General features: G+C 72.2%; 18 protein-coding genes and 1 tRNA gene. 13 read left to right on the top strand and 6 right to left on the bottom strand.

Annotation, left to right across the window (positions count from 1 at the left end):
* Positions 1-361: 361 nt before the first annotated feature.
* From ACH4TP_RS21125 to ACH4TP_RS21115, 3 genes are all read right to left on the bottom strand, one after another.
* Positions 362-694: an FmdB family zinc ribbon protein gene (locus ACH4TP_RS21125; RefSeq protein WP_398438779.1), complete on the bottom strand. Its 333-nt coding sequence runs from the start codon at positions 692-694 to the stop codon at positions 362-364.
* Between the two features lie 68 nt (positions 695-762).
* Positions 763-2,034, bottom strand: a complete 1,272-nt coding sequence (locus ACH4TP_RS21120) for an MFS transporter (protein ID WP_389227641.1) — start codon at positions 2,032-2,034, stop codon at positions 763-765.
* A gap of 253 nt (positions 2,035-2,287) precedes the next feature.
* A complete protein-coding gene (locus ACH4TP_RS21115) occupies positions 2,288-3,856 on the bottom strand; it encodes a potassium/proton antiporter (RefSeq protein WP_398188463.1) in 1,569 nt (522 codons plus the stop codon).
* 215 nt (positions 3,857-4,071) lie between these two features.
* On the opposite strand from ACH4TP_RS21115, the gene ACH4TP_RS21110 reads away from it, so the two are divergent.
* Complete coding sequence (locus ACH4TP_RS21110) at positions 4,072-6,822, top strand: penicillin acylase family protein (RefSeq protein WP_398438778.1); 2,751 nt, start codon at positions 4,072-4,074, stop codon at positions 6,820-6,822.
* Here the strand turns inward: ACH4TP_RS21110 and ACH4TP_RS21105 are convergent, their stop codons facing one another.
* Positions 6,823-7,416 carry a 5-formyltetrahydrofolate cyclo-ligase gene (locus ACH4TP_RS21105; RefSeq protein ID WP_398438959.1) on the bottom strand — a complete coding sequence of 198 codons (594 nt, stop codon included), beginning with the start codon at positions 7,414-7,416 and terminating at the stop codon, positions 6,823-6,825.
* A 104-nt stretch (positions 7,417-7,520) separates the two neighbouring features.
* Here ACH4TP_RS21105 and galU point away from each other — a divergent pair, with 104 nt between their 5' ends.
* The 7 genes from galU (at position 7,521) to ACH4TP_RS21070 (ending at position 12,826) form a co-directional block, all read left to right on the top strand.
* Positions 7,521-8,432, top strand: a complete 912-nt coding sequence (galU, locus tag ACH4TP_RS21100; protein ID WP_389227647.1) for a UTP--glucose-1-phosphate uridylyltransferase GalU — start codon at positions 7,521-7,523, stop codon at positions 8,430-8,432.
* 4 nt (positions 8,433-8,436) lie between these two features.
* On the top strand, positions 8,437-9,786 hold the full coding sequence (gene glp / locus ACH4TP_RS21095; protein WP_398188145.1) for a gephyrin-like molybdotransferase Glp: 1,350 nt from the start codon (positions 8,437-8,439) through the stop codon (positions 9,784-9,786).
* Between the two features lie 59 nt (positions 9,787-9,845).
* Positions 9,846-10,331 carry a cyclic pyranopterin monophosphate synthase MoaC gene (gene moaC / locus ACH4TP_RS21090; protein WP_030690225.1) on the top strand — a complete coding sequence of 162 codons (486 nt, stop codon included), beginning with the start codon at positions 9,846-9,848 and terminating at the stop codon, positions 10,329-10,331.
* A 38-nt stretch (positions 10,332-10,369) separates the two neighbouring features.
* A complete protein-coding gene (locus tag ACH4TP_RS21085) occupies positions 10,370-10,885 on the top strand; it encodes a molybdenum cofactor biosynthesis protein B (protein WP_389228059.1) in 516 nt (171 codons plus the stop codon).
* 14 nt (positions 10,886-10,899) lie between these two features.
* Complete coding sequence (locus tag ACH4TP_RS21080; protein WP_389227655.1) at positions 10,900-11,493, top strand: GNAT family N-acetyltransferase; 594 nt, start codon at positions 10,900-10,902, stop codon at positions 11,491-11,493.
* 137 nt (positions 11,494-11,630) lie between these two features.
* Positions 11,631-12,656 carry a gephyrin-like molybdotransferase receptor GlpR gene (glpR, locus tag ACH4TP_RS21075; protein ID WP_398438777.1) on the top strand — a complete coding sequence of 342 codons (1,026 nt, stop codon included), beginning with the start codon at positions 11,631-11,633 and terminating at the stop codon, positions 12,654-12,656.
* A gap of 96 nt (positions 12,657-12,752) precedes the next feature.
* Positions 12,753-12,826, top strand: a tRNA-Ala gene (locus ACH4TP_RS21070).
* Between the two features lie 118 nt (positions 12,827-12,944).
* Here the strand turns inward: ACH4TP_RS21070 and ACH4TP_RS21065 are convergent.
* Positions 12,945-13,424, bottom strand: a complete 480-nt coding sequence (locus ACH4TP_RS21065) for a GNAT family N-acetyltransferase (RefSeq protein WP_389227661.1) — start codon at positions 13,422-13,424, stop codon at positions 12,945-12,947.
* Positions 13,425-13,474: 50 nt separating this feature from the next.
* On the opposite strand from ACH4TP_RS21065, the gene ACH4TP_RS21060 reads away from it, so the two are divergent.
* Positions 13,475-14,278: an exodeoxyribonuclease III gene (locus ACH4TP_RS21060; protein ID WP_389227664.1), complete on the top strand. Its 804-nt coding sequence runs from the start codon at positions 13,475-13,477 to the stop codon at positions 14,276-14,278.
* Here the strand turns inward: ACH4TP_RS21060 and ACH4TP_RS21055 are convergent.
* On the bottom strand, positions 14,275-14,922 hold the full coding sequence (locus ACH4TP_RS21055) for a MerR family transcriptional regulator (protein ID WP_398438958.1): 648 nt from the start codon (positions 14,920-14,922) through the stop codon (positions 14,275-14,277). The genes ACH4TP_RS21060 and ACH4TP_RS21055 overlap by 4 nt on opposite strands.
* A gap of 197 nt (positions 14,923-15,119) precedes the next feature.
* Between ACH4TP_RS21055 and ACH4TP_RS21050 the strand changes: the two genes are divergently transcribed.
* The 4 genes from ACH4TP_RS21050 (at position 15,120) to ACH4TP_RS21035 (ending at position 18,746) form a co-directional block, all read left to right on the top strand.
* Positions 15,120-16,649 carry a flavin-containing monooxygenase gene (locus ACH4TP_RS21050; protein ID WP_389227667.1) on the top strand — a complete coding sequence of 510 codons (1,530 nt, stop codon included), beginning with the start codon at positions 15,120-15,122 and terminating at the stop codon, positions 16,647-16,649.
* Entirely contained in the window at positions 16,646-17,563 is a 918-nt protein-coding gene (locus ACH4TP_RS21045; RefSeq protein ID WP_398438776.1) for an alpha/beta fold hydrolase, read from the top strand. The genes ACH4TP_RS21050 and ACH4TP_RS21045 overlap by 4 nt, the downstream gene beginning before the upstream one ends.
* Complete coding sequence (locus ACH4TP_RS21040; RefSeq protein ID WP_389227673.1) at positions 17,560-18,450, top strand: SDR family oxidoreductase; 891 nt, start codon at positions 17,560-17,562, stop codon at positions 18,448-18,450. The genes ACH4TP_RS21045 and ACH4TP_RS21040 overlap by 4 nt, the downstream gene beginning before the upstream one ends.
* A 110-nt stretch (positions 18,451-18,560) precedes the next feature.
* The gene (locus tag ACH4TP_RS21035) at positions 18,561-18,746 is read left to right on the top strand and encodes a hypothetical protein (protein WP_389227676.1); all 186 of its coding nucleotides are present in this window, start codon (positions 18,561-18,563) and stop codon (positions 18,744-18,746) included.
* Positions 18,747-18,787: the final 41 nt, after the last annotated feature.

Here is an 18,787-nt window from a genome sequence, read left to right as displayed (position 1 = left end):
GGGCCTGCCCGGCGAGCGCGGTCCTGAGCCGCCGGACAGGCCCAGGGGCCCGTCCCTGCGCCGCCGGACAGGCCCAGGGGCCCGTCCCTGCGCTGCCGGACAGGCCCCGGGCCCGTCCCTGCGCTGCCGGACAGGCCCCGGGCCCGTCCCTGCGCTGCCGGACAGGCCCCGGGCCCGTCCCTGCGCTGCCGGACAGGCCCCGGGCCCGTCCCTGCGCCGCCGGGCAGGCCCCGGGCCTGTCCCTGAGCCGCCCGGACAGGCCAGGGTCCGGCCCCGAGCCGCCGGACGGGTCCCGGCCCCGGCCCCGGAAAACGCCGAGGGCCCCGTCGCGCGTGGCGACGGGGCCCGAAGGCGGGACGGATCAGGCGGCCGAGCTTCCGGTGCTCGACGAGGACGTCGAGGAGGAGGAAGCGGTCGACGCGGCCGGCTTCGAATTCGAAGAGGACGACGAGGACGAAGAGGTCGACGACGAGGACGTCGAGGACTTCGACGAGGCCGGCGAGCTGCTGGACGACGAGCCGCGGCTGTCGTTCCGGTAGAAGCCGGAGCCCTTGAAGACGATGCCGACGGCCGAGAACACCTTCTTGAGGCGTCCGTGGCAGCTGGGGCACTCCGTCAGGGCGTCATCGGTGAACTTCTGCACCGCCTCGAGGCCTTCGCCGCACTCGGTGCACTGGTACTGGTAGGTCGGCACTTGACTTCCTCCTGGCACTCACACTCATCGAGTGCTAACGACGATCCATAGTGACGTATTCCGTGGGTTCAGTCCACCGCCACCGGCACGCGGTGACCGACACCACGTGCCGCGACCCGGCTCGCCTCGCGCGGCTTCAGCCGCGACCGCAGGGCGAGGAGCGTGGTCAGGGCGAGGGCCGTGCCCGCCATCGGCACCAGGAATCCGGTGCTCGCGCCGTGGGCGTCGGCGAGGCGGCCGGCGACCGTGACGGCCGCGGCCTGGCCGAGCGCGACGGCGCCGGTGAGCCAGGTGAAGGCCTCGGTGCGGGCCGAGGCCGGGATCAGGGTCTCGACGATGGTGTAGCCGGTGATCAGGGCGGGGGCGATGCACAGGCCGACGACCAGGCCCAGGGCGCCGAGGAGCAGCACCGAGTGGGTGGTCCACAGCAGGGAGGCGGCGGCGGTGAGGCCCGCGTAGCCCAGGATCAGGCGGCGGCGGGGGCCGGTCTTCCAGGCGACGGCGCCCATGGCGATGCCCGCGAGCATGTTGCCGGCGGCGAAGATCCCGTACAGCAGGCCGTTGGCGCCGGGGTTGCCGATCTCCTCGGTGAAGGCGGTGAGGGAGACCTGCATGCCGCCGAAGACGGAACCGATGCCGAGGAAGGCGACGATCAGGACGCGGACGCCGGGGACGGACAGGGCCGAGCGGTGGGGCTCGACGGAGGCGGCGGCGGAGGCGCCGTACGCGGGCTGGGTGGCGCGCTGGGCGGCGAAGAACAGACCGCCGACGAGGGTGAGGGCGGCCTCGGCGATCAGGCCGGCGGCCGGGTGGACGCCGGTGCACAGGGCGGTCGCGAGGACGGGGCCGACGACGAAGGTGAACTCGTCCGTGACGGACTCGAAGGCAGCGGCCGTCGGCATCAGCGGGCTGCCGTCGAGCTTGGCGGCCCAGCGGGCCCGGACCATCGGCCCGACCTGCGGAACGGAGGCTCCGGAGGGGACGGCGGCCAGGAACAGCGCCCAGAGCGGGGCGCCGGCCAGGGCGAGGGCCACGAGCAGCGAGACGGACGCGGTGTGGACGAGGACGCCCGGGACGAGGACGGCGCGCTGGCCGAAGCGGTCGGCGAGCTTGCCGCTCTGCGGGGCGAAGAGCGCCATGGAGACGCCGGTGACGGCGGCGACCGCGCCGGCGCTGCCGAAGGAGCCGGTGGTGTGCTGCACGAGCAGGACGATGCCGATGGTCAGCATCGCGAAGGGCTGCCGGGCCGCGAAGCCGGGGAGCAGGAAGGACAGTGCGCCGGGTGTGCGCAGCAGCTGCCCGTAGCCGGGCCGCTTGTCCGTGATGACCGTGGACGCCACGGTCCTTGCCTTTCTGCCGCCTGGTAGCGCGCTCCCGCACGGTGGTGCGGGTTGTCGCCGAGAGCTGTCCTCATGCGCGTTACTGCGGTAGATACCGGGCCGGCCCCACTGCGGAGGGGGCGCCACGGCCGCCATACGGTCGCGCCAGCTCTGCGTCAGGCAGAGTTGGTTCGATCAGGTGTTCCTTCATGGTACAGGGAGGAGCGTCTTCCTGCCTGGGAAAACGCTCCCGCACCTGAATTAATGCCTGGGATTAACCGGGGGTTTTCCTGTGCCGGTCGCTGCCCGGCAGATGGAGGCGCCCCGTGGCCGCCGGCGCCGAGGCAGCCGTCGCGCCTCCCGTGCCGAGCCAGCCGGCGAGCTTGCCGCCCTGTCCGACGGCCCGGAGGCGTCGCTCGGTGGCGTCCCGTACGGGGTCGGTGGCGACGACGAGGAGTTCGTCGCCGTGCCGCAGGACGGTCGCGGGCCCCGGGACGAAGCTGGCGTCCTCCCGTACGACGAGGGTGACGGCCGCTCCGGCCGGGAGGCGCAGCTCGGCGACCTCGACGCCGTGCATCCGGGACTTCTCCGGGATGGCGACGGAGAGCAGGTGGCCGCGCAGCCGCTCCAGGGGCGCGGATTCGACGCCGAGGTCGGCGGCCTCGGCAGTGTCGCCCAGCTTGAGGGCCTTCGCCAGCCAGGGCAGGGTCGGGCCCTGGACGAGGGTGTAGACGACGACGAGGACGAAGACGATGTTGAAGATCCGCTCGCTGCCCTCGATCTGCGAGACCATCGGGATGGTGGCGAGGATGATGGGTACGGCTCCGCGCAGGCCGGCCCAGGACATCAGGGCCTTCTCCTGCCAGGGGATCCGGAAGGGCAGCAGGCTGACCGCGACCTCCATGGGCCGGGCGACGACGGTCAGGACGAGGCCGATGACGACGGCGGGCCAGAAGTCGTTGCCGAGCTCGTGCGGGGTGACGAGCAGGCCGAGCAGGACGAACATGCCGATCTGGGCGATCCAGCCGAGTCCCTCGGCGAAGCCGCGGTTCGCGGGCGCGTGGGGCAGCTTGGCGTTGCCGAGGATCATCGAGGCCAGGTAGACGGCGAGGAAGCCGGAGCCGTGGGCCATGGCGCCGGCGGCGTACGCGACGACGGCGATGGCCATGACGGCGATCGGGTACAGGCCGGAGGCGGGCAGCGCGACGTGCTTGAGGCCGTAGGCGCCGACGAAGCCGACGGCGAGGCCGATGGCGACGCCGATGGCGAGTTCGAGGGCGATCTCGCCGATGAGCAGGTACCAGTGGTCGACCGGTCCCACGGTGGAGAAGGCGACGACGAGGATGACGACGGGGGCGTCGTTGAAGCCGGATTCGGCCTCCAGGACACCGGTGACCCGTGAGGGGAGGGGCACCTTGCGCAGGACGGAGAAGACCGCGGCGGCGTCGGTGGAGGAGACGACGGCGCCGATGATCAGGGCCTGCCGCCAGTCGAGGCCGACGAGGTAGTGGGCGCCGGCGGCGGTGATGCCGACGCTGACGGCGACGCCGACGGTGGAGAGGACGACCGCGGCGGGCAGCGCCGGCTTGATCTCCTTCCACTTCGTGCCGAGACCGCCCTCGGCGAGGATCACGACGAGGGCCGCGTAGCCGATGACCTGGGTGAGTTCCGCGTTGTCGAAGGCGACGTTGCCGATGCCGTCCTGCCCGATGGCGACGCCGATGCCCAGGTAGAGCAGCAGGCTGGGGAGCCCGCTCCGGGAGGAGATCCGTACGGCGGCGACGGCCACGAGCAGGACGAGGGAGCAGACGAGCAGGAGTTCGTTGAGCTGGTGGACAGTCAGTGGCCGTTCCTTCCCCTCACGTGCTGCTGGATCGTTCCTCCAGCGGCAAGGTACTTCGTTACCTTACCTAATCTTTAACGCTTTCTTGACGCTCTCTTTGCATCTCCTCGCTCATCCGTACGGTTCTCTTCCTGACACCGCGTCCAGGCCCTCCGGACGCTGCGCCTAAGGTTGCTCCCGTACTCCAGGACCACCCTGCCCCTCGAAGGACAGCGATGCCCTCCAACACGTCCGCGCCCCCCGGCAAGAAGACCGCCAAGAAGAAAGGGCGGCGTGCCCGCCTGATCCTCGTCCTCCTGGTCCTCGCACTGGTCGCGGGCATCGGCTTCGGCGGCTACTGGGGCGTCAGCACCGTCCGGGCCTCGTTCCCGCAGACGACCGGCGAGATCCGCCTCGACAAGCTCTCCGCCGACGTGGAGGTGAAGCGCGACGCCAACGGCGTCCCGCAGATCTACGCCGACAACGAGACGGACCTCTTCCGCGCCCAGGGCTACGTCCAGGCGCAGGACCGGTTCTACGAGATGGACGTCCGCCGGCACGTGACCGCCGGCCGGCTCTCCGAGATGTTCGGCGAGAGCCAGGTCGACACCGACGCCTTCCTGCGCACCCTCGGCTGGCGCCGGGTCGCGCAGCAGGAGTACGACAAGGTCCTGTCGCCGGAGACGAAGAAGTACCTCCAGGCCTACGCGGAGGGCGTCAACGCCTACCTGAAGGACCGCGCCCCGAAGGACGTCTCCGTCGAGTACGCGGCGCTCGCCCTCAGCAACGACTACGCGATCGAGCCGTGGACCCCGGTCGACTCGGTGGCCTGGCTCAAGGCCATGGCCTGGGACCTGCGCGGCAACATGCAGGACGAGATCGACCGCTCGCTGATGACGAGCAGGCTGAGCGCCAAGCAGATCAAGCAGCTGTACCCCGAGTACCCGTACGCGCTCCACCAGCCGATCCTGGACAAGGGCACGGTCGACGGGTCCACCGGGAAGTTCGACCCGAAGGCCGACGCGACCGAGGGCGACGGGACGACCACCGGGGACACCCCGGGCACGGGCCCGGGCAGTGCGAGCGGCGGCGTGGCGTCCCAGCTCGGCGCGCTCTCCGAGGTCCTCGACACCGTCCCCGCCCTGCTCGGCCCGAACGGCAACGGCATCGGCTCGAACTCCTGGGTCGTCGCCGGCAAGTACACGACCTCCGGCAAGCCGCTGCTCGCCAACGACCCGCACCTCGCGCCCCAGCTGCCGTCCCTCTGGTACCAGATGGGCCTGCACTGCCGCTCGGTCTCGGCCACCTGCCGCTACGACGTCGCCGGCTACACCTTCTCCGGGATGCCCGGCGTGATAATCGGCCACAACGACAAGGTCGCCTGGGGCCTCACCAACCTCGGCGCCGACGTGACCGACCTCTACCTGGAGAAGATCGGCCCCGACGGCTACCTCGTCGACGGCAAGGTCAAGCCCTTCACCAGCCGCGAGGAGACCATCAAGGTCGCCGGCGGCAGCGACCGCAGGATCACCGTCCGCTCCACCGAGCACGGACCGCTCGTCTCCGACCGCTCCTCCGAGCTGGAGAAGGTCGGCCAGAAGGCCCCCGTCGGCAACGCCGCCCCCGACCGCGGCACCGGCTACGGCGTCTCCCTCCAGTGGACCGCGCTCCAGCCGGGCCACTCGATGGACGCGATCTTCGCGCTCGACCGCGCCAAGGACTTCACCACCTTCCGGGCCGCCGCGAAGAACTTCGAGGTCCCGTCCCAGAACCTGATCTACGCCGACACCGAGGGCAACATCGGCTACCAGTCGCCCGGCAAGATCCCGCAGCGCACCAAGGGCGACGGCACCCTGCCCGCCCCCGGCTGGGACTCCTCGTACAAGTGGAAGGGCTACATCCCCTTCGAGAAGCTGCCGTACGAGGAGAACCCCGAGCGCGGCTACATCGTCACCGCCAACCAGGCCGTGATCTCCCCGAAGCAGTACCCCGACCTGCTCACCGAGGACTGGGGCTACGGCTCGCGCAGCCAGCGGATCAACGACCTCATCGAGTCGAAGATCAAGGACGGCGGCAAGATCTCGCCGGACGACATGCGGACCATGCAGACCGACAACCGCAGCGAGATCGCGACCCTGCTCAACCCGCTCCTGCTGAAGATCGACATCGCCGACCCGCAGGTCCGCGAGGCGCAGAAGCTCCTTGAGGGCTGGGACTACACCCAGGAGCCCGACTCGGCCGCCGCCGCCTACTTCAACGCGGTCTGGCGCAACGTCCTCAAGCTCGCCTTCGGGAACAAGCTGCCCAAGGAGCTGCGCGCCGAGGGCGACTGCATCAACGTCCGCCCGGCCGACGCCACCGGCCCCGTCGACGAGCAGAACCGGCTCGTCCGCGAGTGCGGCCAGCGCGACCCCGACTCGGCGCAGCCGGACGGCGGCGACCGCTGGTACGAGGTGGTCCGCCCGCTCCTCAAGCAGGAGAAGAACGAGTGGTGGAAGACCCCGGGCGACCGTCTGGACCCGGCCACCGAGACCCGTGACCAGCTGCTCGCGCGCGCCATGAAGGACGCCCGCTGGGAGCTGACCGCCAAGCTCGGCAAGGACGTCTCCACCTGGAGCTGGGGCCGGCTGCACCAGCTGACCCTGAAGAACCAGACCCTCGGCACCGCGGGCCCCGGCCTCGTGCAGCGGCTCCTCAACCGCGGCCCGTGGGACCTGGGCGGCGGCGAGGCGGCCGTCGACGCCACCGGCTGGAACGCGGCCGGCGGCTACGAGGTCATCTGGGTGCCGTCGATGCGGATGGTGGTCAACGTGGGCGACTGGGACAAGTCCCGCTGGGTCAACCTGACCGGGGCCTCCGGCCACGCCTTCCACTCGAACTACACCGACCAGACGGACACCTGGGCGAAGGGCGAGCTGTACGACTGGGCCTACGGCAAGGCGGCGGTCGACGCGAAGACGAAGGACACGCTCACGCTGAAGCCCTGATCAGGGGCGGAATCGGGTGACCCCCTCCGGGGTCACCACCGCGTGCACGGGGTGGTCGTGCGGTTCCTCCGGGACCCGGGCGACCACCTCGTTCGCGTAGAGGAGCACCACCAGGGCCGGGTCCACGCCCGCGCGTGCGAGCCGGGCGAGGACCCGGTCGTACGAGCCGCCGCCCCGCCCGAGCCGCATCCCGCGCCCGTCGACGGCCAGGCCCGGCAGCAGGACGGCGCCGGCGGCGCAGACGGCCTCGGGGCCGAGCCGGGGCCCGACCGGTTCGAGCAGTCCGCGCCCGGCCTTCGCGAGCCGCCCGGCCCCCTCGTACGCCGCCCAGTCCAGATCGTTGTCGGGCAGCAGGACGGGGAGCAGGACCCGCACCCCGCGCGCGTGGAGGGCGTCGAGCAGCGCGCGCGTGCCCGGTTCGCGGCCCACCGAGACGTAGGCGGCGACGGTGTCCGCCCCGGCGAGCTCGGCCAGCTCCATTCCCCGCCGGGCGAGGGACTCGGCCGTGTCCGCGAGGGTTTCGGGGGTCAGCGCGGCCCGGGCGGCCAGAAGTCGGCTGCGCAGTGCGGTCTTTTCGGACATCTCCGGTGTCATCTCGGCCCTTTGTGCGTTCACGAACGTCTCGTAACTGTCTTTATGTGGAGGAAGTTAACCGAAGTCACATCTTCCTCTCATTACGAACGGCTAAGGTGCACCGCATGAATCAGTCGCTTCCCAGGCTCGGTCGGATCAGCAAGGCTGTCATCCCCGCCGCCGGTCTCGGCACCCGCTTCCTCCCGGCCACCAAGGCGACCCCGAAGGAGATGCTGCCGGTCGTCGACAAGCCGGCGATCCAGTACGTCGTCGAGGAGGCCGTCGCGGCCGGCCTCACCGACGTCCTGATGATCACCGGCCGGAACAAGCGGCCCCTGGAGGACCACTTCGACCGGAACTACGAGCTGGAGGAGGCCCTGAGCCGGAAGGGCGACGCCGAACGCCTCTCCAAGGTCCAGGAGTCCAGCGACCTGGCGACCATGCACTACGTCCGCCAGGGCGCCCCGCGCGGCCTCGGTCACGCCGTGCTGTGCGCCGCCCCGCACGTGGGCGACCAGCCCTTCGCGGTGCTCCTGGGCGACGACCTGATCGACCCGCGCGACCCGCTGCTCTCGCGGATGGTGGAGGTCCAGGAGCGGGAGGGCGGCAGCGTGATCGCCCTGATGGAGGTCGAGCCCTCGCAGATCCACCTCTACGGCTGCGCGGCGGTCGAGCCGACCGCCGACTCGGACGTCGTCAAGGTGACGGACCTGGTCGAGAAGCCGGAGCCCGGCGAGGCGCCGAGCAATTACGCGATCATCGGCCGTTATGTCCTGGATCCGGCCGTCTTCGACATGCTGCGGGAGACCGAGCCGGGCCGCGGCGGCGAGATCCAGCTGACCGACGCCCTGCAGAAGCTCGCCTCGGACGAGAAGCTCGGCGGCCCGGTCCACGGCGTCGTGTTCAAGGGCCGCCGCTATGACACCGGTGACCGCGGCGACTATCTGCGTGCCATTGTCAGACTCGCGTGCGAACGTGAAGATCTGGGACCGGACTTCCGGGCCTGGCTCCGGAGATACGTCAGCGAGGAGATGTAACACCTTGAGCAGCAGCGCGGCACACGAGCACGAGCACGACCACGTGGCGGGCGCGGCCGACCCCTGCGCGGGTCCGGCCCGCGGCCTGTGGTCGGTGGACGAGCACCTCGCCGACATCCTGGCGACGGTCGCCCCGCTCGAACCCATCGAGCTGCAACTCCTCGACGCCCAGGGCTGCGTCCTCGTCGAGGACGTGACGGTGCCGGCCGCGCTGCCCCCCTTCGACAACAGCTCCATGGACGGGTACGCGGTCCGGGTCGCCGACGTCGCCGGGGCCACCGAGGAGTTCCCCGCCGTCCTCACCGTCATCGGCGACGTCGCCGCGGGCGCCGGCGGCCTGCCCGAGGTCGGCCCCGGCCAGGCCGCCCGGATCATGACCGGCGCCCCGCTGCCGCCCGGCGCCGAGGCCGTCGTCCCCGTCGAGTGGACCGACGGCGGTACGGGCGGGGGCGCGGCCACCGGCATGACCGCCGCCAGCGCCGCCCCCGAGGGCGCCGGGGGCGAGGTCCGGGTCCACCGCTCCGCCGAGGCCGGGGCGCACGTCCGCAGGGCGGGCAGCGACGTACGGGCCGGGGAGCTGGCCCTCGCGGCGGGCACGGTCCTCGGGCCGCCGCAGATCGGCCTGCTCGCCGCGATCGGCCGGGGCAGCGTGAAGGTCCGCCCCCGCCCCCGCGTGGTCGTCCTCTCCACCGGCAGCGAGCTCGTCCAGCCCGGCGAGCCGCTGGGCGAGGGCCAGATCCACGACTCCAACAGCTTCGCGCTCGCCGCCGCCGCCCGGGACGCCGGAGCCCTGGCCTACCGGGTGGGGGCCGTCGCCGACGACGCCGAGTCGCTGCGCGCCACCATCGAGGACCAGCTCATCCGGGCCGACCTGATCGTGACCACCGGCGGGGTGAGCGTCGGCGCGTACGACGTGGTGAAGGAGGCGCTGACCGCCGAAGGCCAGGTCGACTTCCGCAAGCTCGCCATGCAGCCGGGCAAGCCGCAGGGCTTCGGCGCGATCGGCGCCGAGCAGATCCCGCTGCTCGCCCTCCCGGGGAACCCGGTCTCCTCGTACGTCTCCTTCGAGCTGTTCGTGCGCCCCGCGATCCGCGCGCTGATGGGCGTCGAGGACCTGCACCGGCCCACGGTCCGCGCGGTCCTCAGCGCCGACAAGGCCCTGTCGTCCCCGGCCGGCCGCCGCCAGTTCCTGCGCGGCACGTACGACCCGGAGGCGGGCACCGTCACCCCCGTGGGCGGCGCCGGATCCCACCTGATCGCGGCCCTCGCGCACGCGGACTGCCTGCTCGTGGTCCCGGAGGACGTGGAGAGCGTGGAGCCGGGCACCGAGCTGGAAGTGGTCCTCCTCGGCTGAGGGGGCGACGCTGGGGGTACGGTGTCGTCCTTCACACAGCGACCGGGAGTGTCACGGCCATGAGCACGCAGCAAGGTCTCACCCACATCGACGAGGCGGGCGCGGCCCGGATGGTCGACGTATCGGCGAAGGACGTCACGTCCCGCACCGCCCGCGCCAGCGGGCGGGTCCTCGTCTCGCCGCGCGTGATCGAGCTGCTGCGCGGCGAGGGCGTCCCGAAGGGCGACGCGCTGGCCACCGCCCGCATCGCCGGGATCATGGGCGCCAAGAAGACCCCGGACCTCATCCCGCTCTGCCACCCGCTGGCCGTCTCGGGCGTCACCCTGGACCTGGCGGTCACGGACGAGGCCGTGGAGATCCTGGCGACGGTGAAGACCACGGACCGCACGGGCGTCGAGATGGAGGCCCTCACCGCGGTCTCGGTGGCGGCACTGACGGTCGTCGACATGATCAAGGCGGTCGACAAGGGCGCGGTCATCTCCGACGTACGGGTGGAGGAGAAGACGGGCGGCAAGTCGGGCCACTGGACGAGGGCCGAGGCGTGACGCGCGCGGGCCGGGTGGCGGGAACGCACGAGGAGCACGTGGAGCCCGCCCCCGAGGAGGTCCCGGCAGCGGCCTACCGCGCTCTCGTCGTCACCGCCTCCAACCGGGCTTCGGCCGGGGTTTACGAGGACAGGGGCGGTCCGCTGATCGCCGAGGGCCTGACCCGGATGCGCTTCGCCGTGGACGGCCCGCGGGTCGTCCCGGACGGGGCGCCCGTCGAGGCGGCCCTGCGCGCCGGGGTCGCCGCCGGGTACGACGTGATCGTCACCACCGGCGGCACGGGCATCTCGCCCACCGACGAGACGCCCGAGGCGACCCGCCGGGTCCTGGAGCGGGAGATCCCGGGCATCCCGGAGGCGATCCGCGCGTACGGCCGCGAGAAGGTCCCCACGGCGGCGCTCTCGCGCGGTCTGGCCGGGGTCGCGGGCGGCACGCTGATCGTGAACCTGCCGGGGTCCCCGGGCGGGGTGCGCGACGGGCTCGCCGTCCTGGAGCCGCTGCTGCGCCATGCCGTCGACCAGATCCGCGGCGGCGACCACCCGAGAGCGTCGTGATCCCGTCCTGGCCGGTGGTGCTCGTCGACGGCGACGTGGTGCTCCGACCGATAAGGATGCGCGACCAGGCGGCCTGGCGCGAGGTGAACCGGCGCAACCGCGAGTGGCTGCGGCCCTGGGAGGCGACGGTTCCGCCGCCGCCTCCGGGCGGTCCGGTCGCGCAGCGGCCGACGTTCCGTCAGATGGTGCGCCATCTGCGGTCGGAGGCGAACGCCGGCCGGATGCTGCCGTTCGTGATCGAGTACCGGGGGCGGCTCGTCGGCCAGTTGACGGTGGCCGGGATCACCTGGGGCTCGATGTGCTCGGGGCACGTGGGGTACTGGGTGGACAGCGAGGTGGCCGGGCGCGGGGTGATGCCGACGGCGGTCGCGCTCGCCGTCGACCACTGCTTCCGCGTCGTGGGGCTGCACCGCATGGAGGTGTGCATCCGCCCGGAGAACGGTCCTTCGCGCCGGGTGGTGGAAAAGCTCGGATTCCGCGAGGAGGGGCTGCGGCCGCGCTATCTCCACATCGACGGCGCGTGGCGGGACCACCTGGTGTTCGCGCTGACGGCCGAGGAGGTGCCGGAGGGGCTGCTGCGGCGCTGGCATCACGCAAGAATGCAATAAGTGTTCGAATTTAATCGTCAGTTGGCGGTCAATCGATCTGAACAATCACAAAAAAGTTCAGTGATATCAGCCAGATCGTGCGACACACCGGGCCAATTGGCCGATGCGTGTTACAGAACCCCTCTACCGTGTGAGGCGTGAGCAGCAGCGGCCTCATCTACGCAGTCATCGTCGGGGCCTGGGCCGCCTACTTGGTGCCGATGTGGCTCCGCAGGCAGGACGAGCTGAACGAAGCCCGTCCGACGGAACGCTTCAGCACCGCCATCCGGCTGCTTTCCGGACGGGCGGGCATGGAGCGCCGGTACGCCAAGGAGCTCAAGCAGCGGGACCTTGCGGCGGAGGGACCGACGCCCGACGTGGACCCGGACGCGGAGACCGAGCATCTGAGCTCGGTCGACGTCCGGGCCTTCTCCGCGCCCGCGGCCAGGACGGAAGCGCGCCTGGAACTCCCGGAACCCGGGCCGGAACCGGCGCCGAACCCCGCACCGGCCCGCCCCGCCCCGGGCGCCGCCGAGCGCGCCCGCCGGGGCAAGGTCCTCGCGCGGCGCCGCCGGGTCACCACGCTCCTCTTCGCGGGCTTCACCCTGGGCGCGGTGATCGCGGCCGTCGGCGGCGTCGCCTTCCTGTGGGCCCCTGCGGTCCCCGCCCTGCTCCTCAGCGCGTACATCGTGCACCTGCGGATCCAGGAGCGGCGCCGCTTCGTGTACGTGATGGACCGGCGCCGCGCCGAAGCGGCCGCCGCCCGGCTGCGCGAAAGCCGCCGCCCGGCCCCGACGCCGGAGCCGGAGGCCGGCCAGGCCCCCGCGGTGACCCCGCAGGAGGCGGACCGGCGCGCCCTGGTCGAGCAGACCGACCACGCGGAGTGGGTGGACCAGCAGCGCGACCGCGGCCCGGCCCTCGGCGACAGCTGGGACCCGGTCCCGGTGCCGCTCCCCACGTACGTCACCGCCCCGGTCGCCCCGCGCGCCACGAACGGCATCGACATCACGGACCCGGAGACCTGGAGCGCCGCCCGCTCCTCCACGGCGGCCGACCCCACCCCCGCCCCCTCCCCGGCCCCCCGCCAGCGCACCACCCCGCCCCGCCGCACCCGCGACCACGGCCGCACCCCCCTCTTCGACCAGTACGCGGACGACGACCGCCCTCGCGCGGCCAACGAATGACCCCCGGTCGGGGGCCCGCGACGGTTCCCGGCTGACCTGCGGAGGAGCGGATTTTTGTTCTTCCCGATCGGGGTGCTAATGTTTCACACGTCGCAAGGGCCTGTGGCGCAGTCTGGTAGCGCACCTCGTTCGCATCGAGGGGGTCTGGGGTTCAAATCCCCACAGGTCCACAGACACGGAGATCCCGTCCGATCGAAAGATCGGGCGGGATCTCTGCTTTTCCGGTACGGGGGTTGTGGCGTACGGGGGTTGTGACCCGCGTCTCATGAGCGCGGGTCAGCGGGGGCGTCAGGTCAGGGGCTTCGCGAAGCAGCGGCTGTTGGGGTAGTCGCGGTAGTGGCCGAACTTGGGGCAGGGGGCGTAGCCGCTGGAGGTGTAGAGGGCTATGGCCTCGGGCTGGGCGGTGCCGGTTTCGAGGACCATGCGGGTGCGGCCGGCGGCGCGGGCGTCGGATTCGAGGGCGGCGAGGATGCGGCGGGCGAGGCCGAGGCCGCGGGCCTCGGGGATCACGTACATGCGCTTGAGCTCGGCGTCGCCGTCGGAGTAGCCCTCGTCGTTGGCGTCCTGGGTGCGCCAGCCGCCCGTGGCGACGGGCCGGCCCTCGGGGTCGTACGCGAGGAGGTAGAGGCCGTGGGGCGGGACGAACATGCCGGGGTCCAGCGGTGTCTCATCGCCCTCGCCGTCGTAGCGGACGGCGTACTCCGCCTGGACCGCGTCGTTGAGTTTGACGGCGTCGGGGTGGTCATAGGGCGTGGGCTGGATGTTCATGCGGTGGATCGTACATGTATGCGGGTGGTGGGTGTCGGTATTCTCCCGGGATGCTCACTGTGACGTCCGTGAATGTCAATGGTCTCCGCGCCGCCGCCAAGAAGGGCTTCGTCGAGTGGCTGGCCGGCACCTCCGCCGATGCCGTCTGCCTCCAGGAGGTCCGCGCCGAGGAGACGCAGCTGCCCGAGGAGGTGCGCAGCCCCGAGGGCTGGTTCACCGTGCACGCCCCCGCCGCCGCCAAGGGGCGCGCCGGTGTGTCGCTCTACACGCGGCGCGAGCCCGACGCCGTGCGGATCGGTTTCGGCTCCGCCGAGTTCGACTCCAGCGGCCGGTACGTCGAGGCCGACCTGCCCGGCGTGACCGTCGCCAGCCTGTACCTGCCCTCCGGCGAGGTCGGGACCGAGCGCCAGGACGAGAAGTACCGGTTCATGGGGGAGTTCCTGCCGTACCTCAAGGAGCTCAGGGCCAGGGCCGCCGCCGAGGGGCGCGAGGTCGTCGTCTGCGGCGACTGGAACATCGCCCACCGCGAGGCCGACCTCAAGAACTGGAAGGCCAACAAGAAGAACGCGGGCTTCCTGCCCGAGGAGCGGGAGTGGCTCGGGAAGGTCCTCGACGGGGGCGACGGGGGGTACGTGGACGTCGTGCGGGAGCTCCACCCCGAGCAGGAGGGGCCCTACTCCTGGTGGTCCTACCGGGGGCGCGCCTTCGACAACGACAGCGGCTGGCGCATCGACTACCAGATGGCCACGCCCGGACTCGCCGCCAAGGCCGTCAAGGGCTTCGTCGAGCGGGCCGCGACCCATGGGGAGCGGTGGAGCGACCACGCTCCCGTGACCGTCGTCTACGAGGTCTAGGACGGGTCCCGGGGTCCGGGGCCGTCGGGGGCCTCGCCGAGCCGTCTGTCGAGCGCCAGCGACAGTTCCGCCTCCACCACGCTCTTGGCGAGCGGGCGCAGCCGCCAGAGGTCGTCGTCCTTCGCGTGGGTGCGCAGGAGGTCGGTGAAGAGCTCGGCGAGGGCGTCGGCGTGCTCGCGGACGCGGGCGCCCGCCTTGAGGACCTCGGCGAGCGGGACGCCCTCCCTGACCAGGGCGGCGGAGACGTCGAGCAGCCGGCGGCTGATGTGGACGATCTCCTCGCCGTCGGTGACGAGGTAGCCGAGGTCGAGGGCGGCGGCGAGGTTCTCCGCGGTGACCTCGCCGGCGAAGTGGTCGGCCAGCTCCTCGGGGGTGAGGCGGACCGGCTCCTCCTCGGAGGGGGCGGGGAGGGCGAGGACCTCGCGGACGCCCCGGCCGCTCTCGAAGGCGGCGGTGAGGTCGGCGATGCCGTTGAGGGTGTGGCCGCGCTCCAGGAGCGCGGCGATCGTGCGCAGCCGGGCCAGGTGGTTGTCGTCGTACCAGGCGATGCGGCCCTCGCGGCGGGGCGGCGGGATCAGGCCGCGCTCGCGGTAGAAGCGCAGGGTGCGCACGGTGATGCCGGCGGCCGAGGCCAGTTCCTCCATGCGGTACTCGCGGGGCCCGCGTACGCCGTCCTGTGCGCCCGTCTCGGGACGCGATCCGTCTGCCACGCCCGCCAGCCTATGTTGTACCGCCGGTAACTTTCCCTCGTCGTACCCCTACCGCTCGGTATGGAGCTGCTCTACAGTCCCGACTGTGCCAGTGATTGCTGGCGCAATGGGCCGGGCGCGTGGGAGGCGGCATGGCGAAGCACGAGCACGTACGGGTGGCGGTGATCGGGTCGGGATTCGGCGGCATCGGGGCCGCCGTCCGGCTGCGCCGCGAGGGGATCACCGACTTCGTCGTCCTGGAGCGGGCCGACTCCGTGGGCGGCGCCTGGCGCGACAACAGCTACCCCGGCTGCGCCTGCGACGTCCCCTCGCACCTCTACTCCTTCTCCTTCGCGCCCAACCCGGACTGGCCCCGGACCTTCTCCGGCCAGCGCCACATCCGCGCCTACCTGGAGCACGTCACCGACACCTTCGGGATCCGCCCGCACCTGCGGCTCGGCCACGAGATGCTGCGGGCCCAGTGGGACGCGGAGACGCTCCGCTGGGAGATCGAGACCAGCGGGGGAACCTTCAGCGCCGAGGTCCTCATCGCCGCCGCCGGGCCGCTCTCCGACCCGAAGATCCCCGACATCCCCGGGATCGCCGACTTCCCCGGCAAGGTCTTCCACTCGGCCCGCTGGGACCACGACTACGACCTGCGCGGCAAGCGCGTCGCCATGGTCGGCACCGGCGCCTCCGCCATCCAGATCGTGCCCGAGATCCAGCGCGAGGTCGGCAGGCTCACCCTCTTCCAGCGGACGCCCCCGTGGGTGATGCCCCGCATGGACCGGGCCATCACCGGCGTCGAACGCCGGCTGCACCGCGCGCTGCCCGTCACCGCGACCCTGCGCCGGGGCATCCTCTGGGGCATCCGCGAACTCCAGGTCGGCGCCTTCACCAAGCACCCCGACGAACTGGGCCTGGTCGAGAAGCTCGCCAGGGCGAACATCGCCCGCTCCATCAAGGACCCGGAGCTGCGGGCCAAGCTGACGCCCTCGTACCGCATCGGCTGCAAGCGGATCCTGCTCTCCAACACGTACTACCCGGCGCTCGCCGAGCCCAACGTCGACGTCGTCGCCTCCGGGCTCCGCGAGGTCCGCGGCTCGACCGTGGTCGCCGCCGACGGCACCGAGACCGAGGTCGACGCGATCGTCTTCGGCACGGGCTTCCACGTCACCGACATCCCGATCGCCTCGCGCGTCGTCGGCGCCGAGGGGCACACCCTCGCCGACTCCTGGAAGGACGGGGTGAAGGTGCTGCGCGGGGCCACTGCGGGCGGCTTCCCCAACTTCATGATGATCATCGGGCCGAACACCGGCCTCGGGAACTCCTCCATGATCCTCATGATCGAGTCCCAGCTGAACTACCTGGCCGACTACCTCCGCCAGCTGCGGGTCCTCGGCGGCCGCGCCGCCCTCGCCGTCCGCCCCTCCGCCGTCAACGCCTGGAACCGCAAGGTCCAGTCCCGGATGGAGCGGACCGTGTGGAAGTCCGGCGGCTGCAACAGCTGGTACCTCGACGCCGAAGGCCGCAACACCACCCTGTGGCCCGGTACCACGGCCGAGTTCCGGCGCGAGACCCGGCAGGTCGACCTCTCCGAGTACGAGGTGATCCGCGCGCCCAAGCCCGTCCAGGCCCCGAAGCCCGCCCGCACCTCCCGGAAGAAGGAGACCGCCCAGTGACGCTCCAGAGCCTTCCCGCGCCCCGCTCCCTCACCGCCGTCTCCGCCGACGGCACCCCGGTCCACGTCGAGGTGTACGGCCCCGAGGGCGCGCCCGCCGTCGTCCTCTCCCACGGCTGGACCTGCTCCATCGCCTTCTGGGCCGAGCAGATACGGGCCCTCGCCGCCGACCACCGGGTCATCGCCTACGACCAGCGCGGCCACGGCCGGTCCCCGGCGCCCGCCGCGACCGGCAGCACCGGCTACTCCACGACGGCGCTCGCCGACGACCTGGAGGCGGTGCTCGCGGCCACCCTCGGCCCCGGCGAGCGAGCGGTCCTGGCCGGCCACTCCATGGGCGGCATGACGATGATGGCCGCCGCCGGGCGGCCCGGCTTCCGGCAGCACGCCGCGGCCGTCCTGCTCTGCTCCACCGGCCCCTCGCGGCTGACCGCCGAGGCCACCGTCGTACCCCTCGGGCCCGGCGGCCTGCGCACCCGGCTGACCAAGGCCGTCCTCGGCGCGAAGGCGCCGCTCGGCCCGGTCAACGCCCTCTCGAAGAAGGTCCTGAAGTACGCGACGATGGGACCGGCCTCGGCGCCGGAGCGGGTCGAGGCCTGCGCCCGGATCGTGCACGCCTGCCCGCGCGGCGCCCGCCACGGCTGGTCGCAGGTCCTGGCCGGACTCGACCTCGGAGCGGGGCTCCGGGAGCTCGGGCTGCCCGTGGCCGTGCTCGTCGGCACCGCCGACCGGCTCACCCCGCCCATCCACTCCCGGGCGATGGCCGAGGCGCTGCCGCACTGCACGGGCCTCGTCCAGCTGCCCGGCATGGGCCACATGACACCGGTGGAGGCCCCGGAGGCCGTCACCGCGCAGATCCGCGAACTGACCCTCACGTACCTGGGCGTGAAGGAGAACGAGGAGGCAGGGGCATGAGCAGGGTGAGCCTGGAAGGGCAGGTCGCGGTCGTCACCGGAGGTGCGCGCGGCGTCGGTGAGCTCCTCGCCCGCAAGCTCTCCGCGCGCGGCGCGAAGATCGCGCTGGTCGGCCTGGAGCCGGAGCAGCTCAAGGAGGTCGCCGGGCGGCTGCACACCGAGGCCGACTGGTGGCACGCGGACGTCACCGACCACGAGGCGATGGCCCGGGTCGCGGCCGAGGTGAAGGAGCGGTTCGGGAAGGTCGACATCGTCGTCGCCAACGCCGGTGTCGCCGCGGGCGGCCCCTTCGTCGACTCCGACCCGGCCGCCTGGCGGCGGGTCATCGAGGTCAACCTGATCGGCGGCGCGGTGACGGGCCGGGCGTTCCTGCCGGTCCTCATGGAGTCCCGGGGGTACTTCCTCCAGATCGCCTCCCTCGCCGCCCTCACGCCGGCCCCGATGATGACGGCGTACTGCGCCTCCAAGTCGGGCGTCGAGGCCTTCGCGCACAGCCTGCGCGCCGAGGTCGCGTACAAGGGCGTGAAGGTCGGCGTCGGCTATCTGTCCTGGACCGACACGGACATGGTGCGGGGCGCGGACCAGGACGACGTGATGAAGGAGCTGCGGCAGCGGCTGCCGTGGCCCGCGAACCGCACGTACCCCCTCGGCCCGGCCGTCGACCGGATCGTCGCGGGCATCGAGCGGCGCTCGGCCCATGTGTACGCCCAGTGGTGGCTGCGCGGGATGCAGTCGGTCCGCGGCTACCTCCCCGGCATGATCGCCACGGTCGGCCAGCGCGAGATGCGGCGCTTCGAGCCGCGTCTGGGCGCGGTCTCCAAGGGGCTGGTGGGCGCGGGCGGGGCGGCGGACGAGCAGGCGCGCGCGGAGGGATCCGCCCCGCGGTAGCCGACCGTAACTGATCGAAATGCGTGGAATGTTCGCTCGTGCAAGGCTGGTCGAGGCCCGAGGGGCACACCGCCCCGACCCCCACACACCCCTTCTAGGAGTGAACTTTCATGGGCATGAAGGACCAGTTCAAGGACAAGGCGGACCAGCTCAAGGAGCAGGCCAAGCAGGCTGCGGGCAAGGCGAAGGACGAAGCGTCCTCCCGTGCCTCCCAGGGCCGCGACCGCGCTGACGAGGAGACCCGCCGGGCCCAGCAGGAGGCCCAGGACCGCATGGACCAGGACTACGACGCCTGACGTCGGTCCGTCCTTGAGGAAGGCGCACCCGGGGCCCCGGG

It is taken from the genome of Streptomyces sp. NPDC021012 (assembly GCF_044333355.1).
Taxonomy (GTDB): Bacteria; Actinomycetota; Actinomycetes; order Streptomycetales; family Streptomycetaceae; genus Streptomyces.
Note: the sequence above shows the minus strand (reverse complement) of the source record. Positions and strands in the feature narration are given on the sequence as shown.

What these genes read in the sequence shown, in the direction of transcription:
- ACH4TP_RS21110 (WP_398438778.1), top strand. Translation starts at nt 4,072, where the DNA reads ATGCCCTCCAACACGTCCGCGCCCCCCGGCAAGAAGACCGCCAAGAAG.
- ACH4TP_RS21105 (WP_398438959.1), bottom strand. Translation starts at nt 7,416, where the DNA reads ATGACACCGGAGATGTCCGAAAAGACCGCACTGCGCAGCCGACTTCTG.
- galU (WP_389227647.1), top strand. Translation starts at nt 7,521, where the DNA reads ATGAATCAGTCGCTTCCCAGGCTCGGTCGGATCAGCAAGGCTGTCATC.
- moaC (WP_030690225.1), top strand. Translation starts at nt 9,846, where the DNA reads ATGAGCACGCAGCAAGGTCTCACCCACATCGACGAGGCGGGCGCGGCC.
- ACH4TP_RS21065 (WP_389227661.1), bottom strand. Translation starts at nt 13,424, where the DNA reads ATGAACATCCAGCCCACGCCCTATGACCACCCCGACGCCGTCAAACTC.
- ACH4TP_RS21060 (WP_389227664.1), top strand. Translation starts at nt 13,475, where the DNA reads ATGCTCACTGTGACGTCCGTGAATGTCAATGGTCTCCGCGCCGCCGCC.
- ACH4TP_RS21055 (WP_398438958.1), bottom strand. Translation starts at nt 14,922, where the DNA reads ATGGAGGAACTGGCCTCGGCCGCCGGCATCACCGTGCGCACCCTGCGC.
- ACH4TP_RS21050 (WP_389227667.1), top strand. Translation starts at nt 15,120, where the DNA reads ATGGCGAAGCACGAGCACGTACGGGTGGCGGTGATCGGGTCGGGATTC.
- ACH4TP_RS21040 (WP_389227673.1), top strand. Translation starts at nt 17,560, where the DNA reads ATGAGCAGGGTGAGCCTGGAAGGGCAGGTCGCGGTCGTCACCGGAGGT.
- ACH4TP_RS21035 (WP_389227676.1), top strand. Translation starts at nt 18,561, where the DNA reads ATGGGCATGAAGGACCAGTTCAAGGACAAGGCGGACCAGCTCAAGGAG.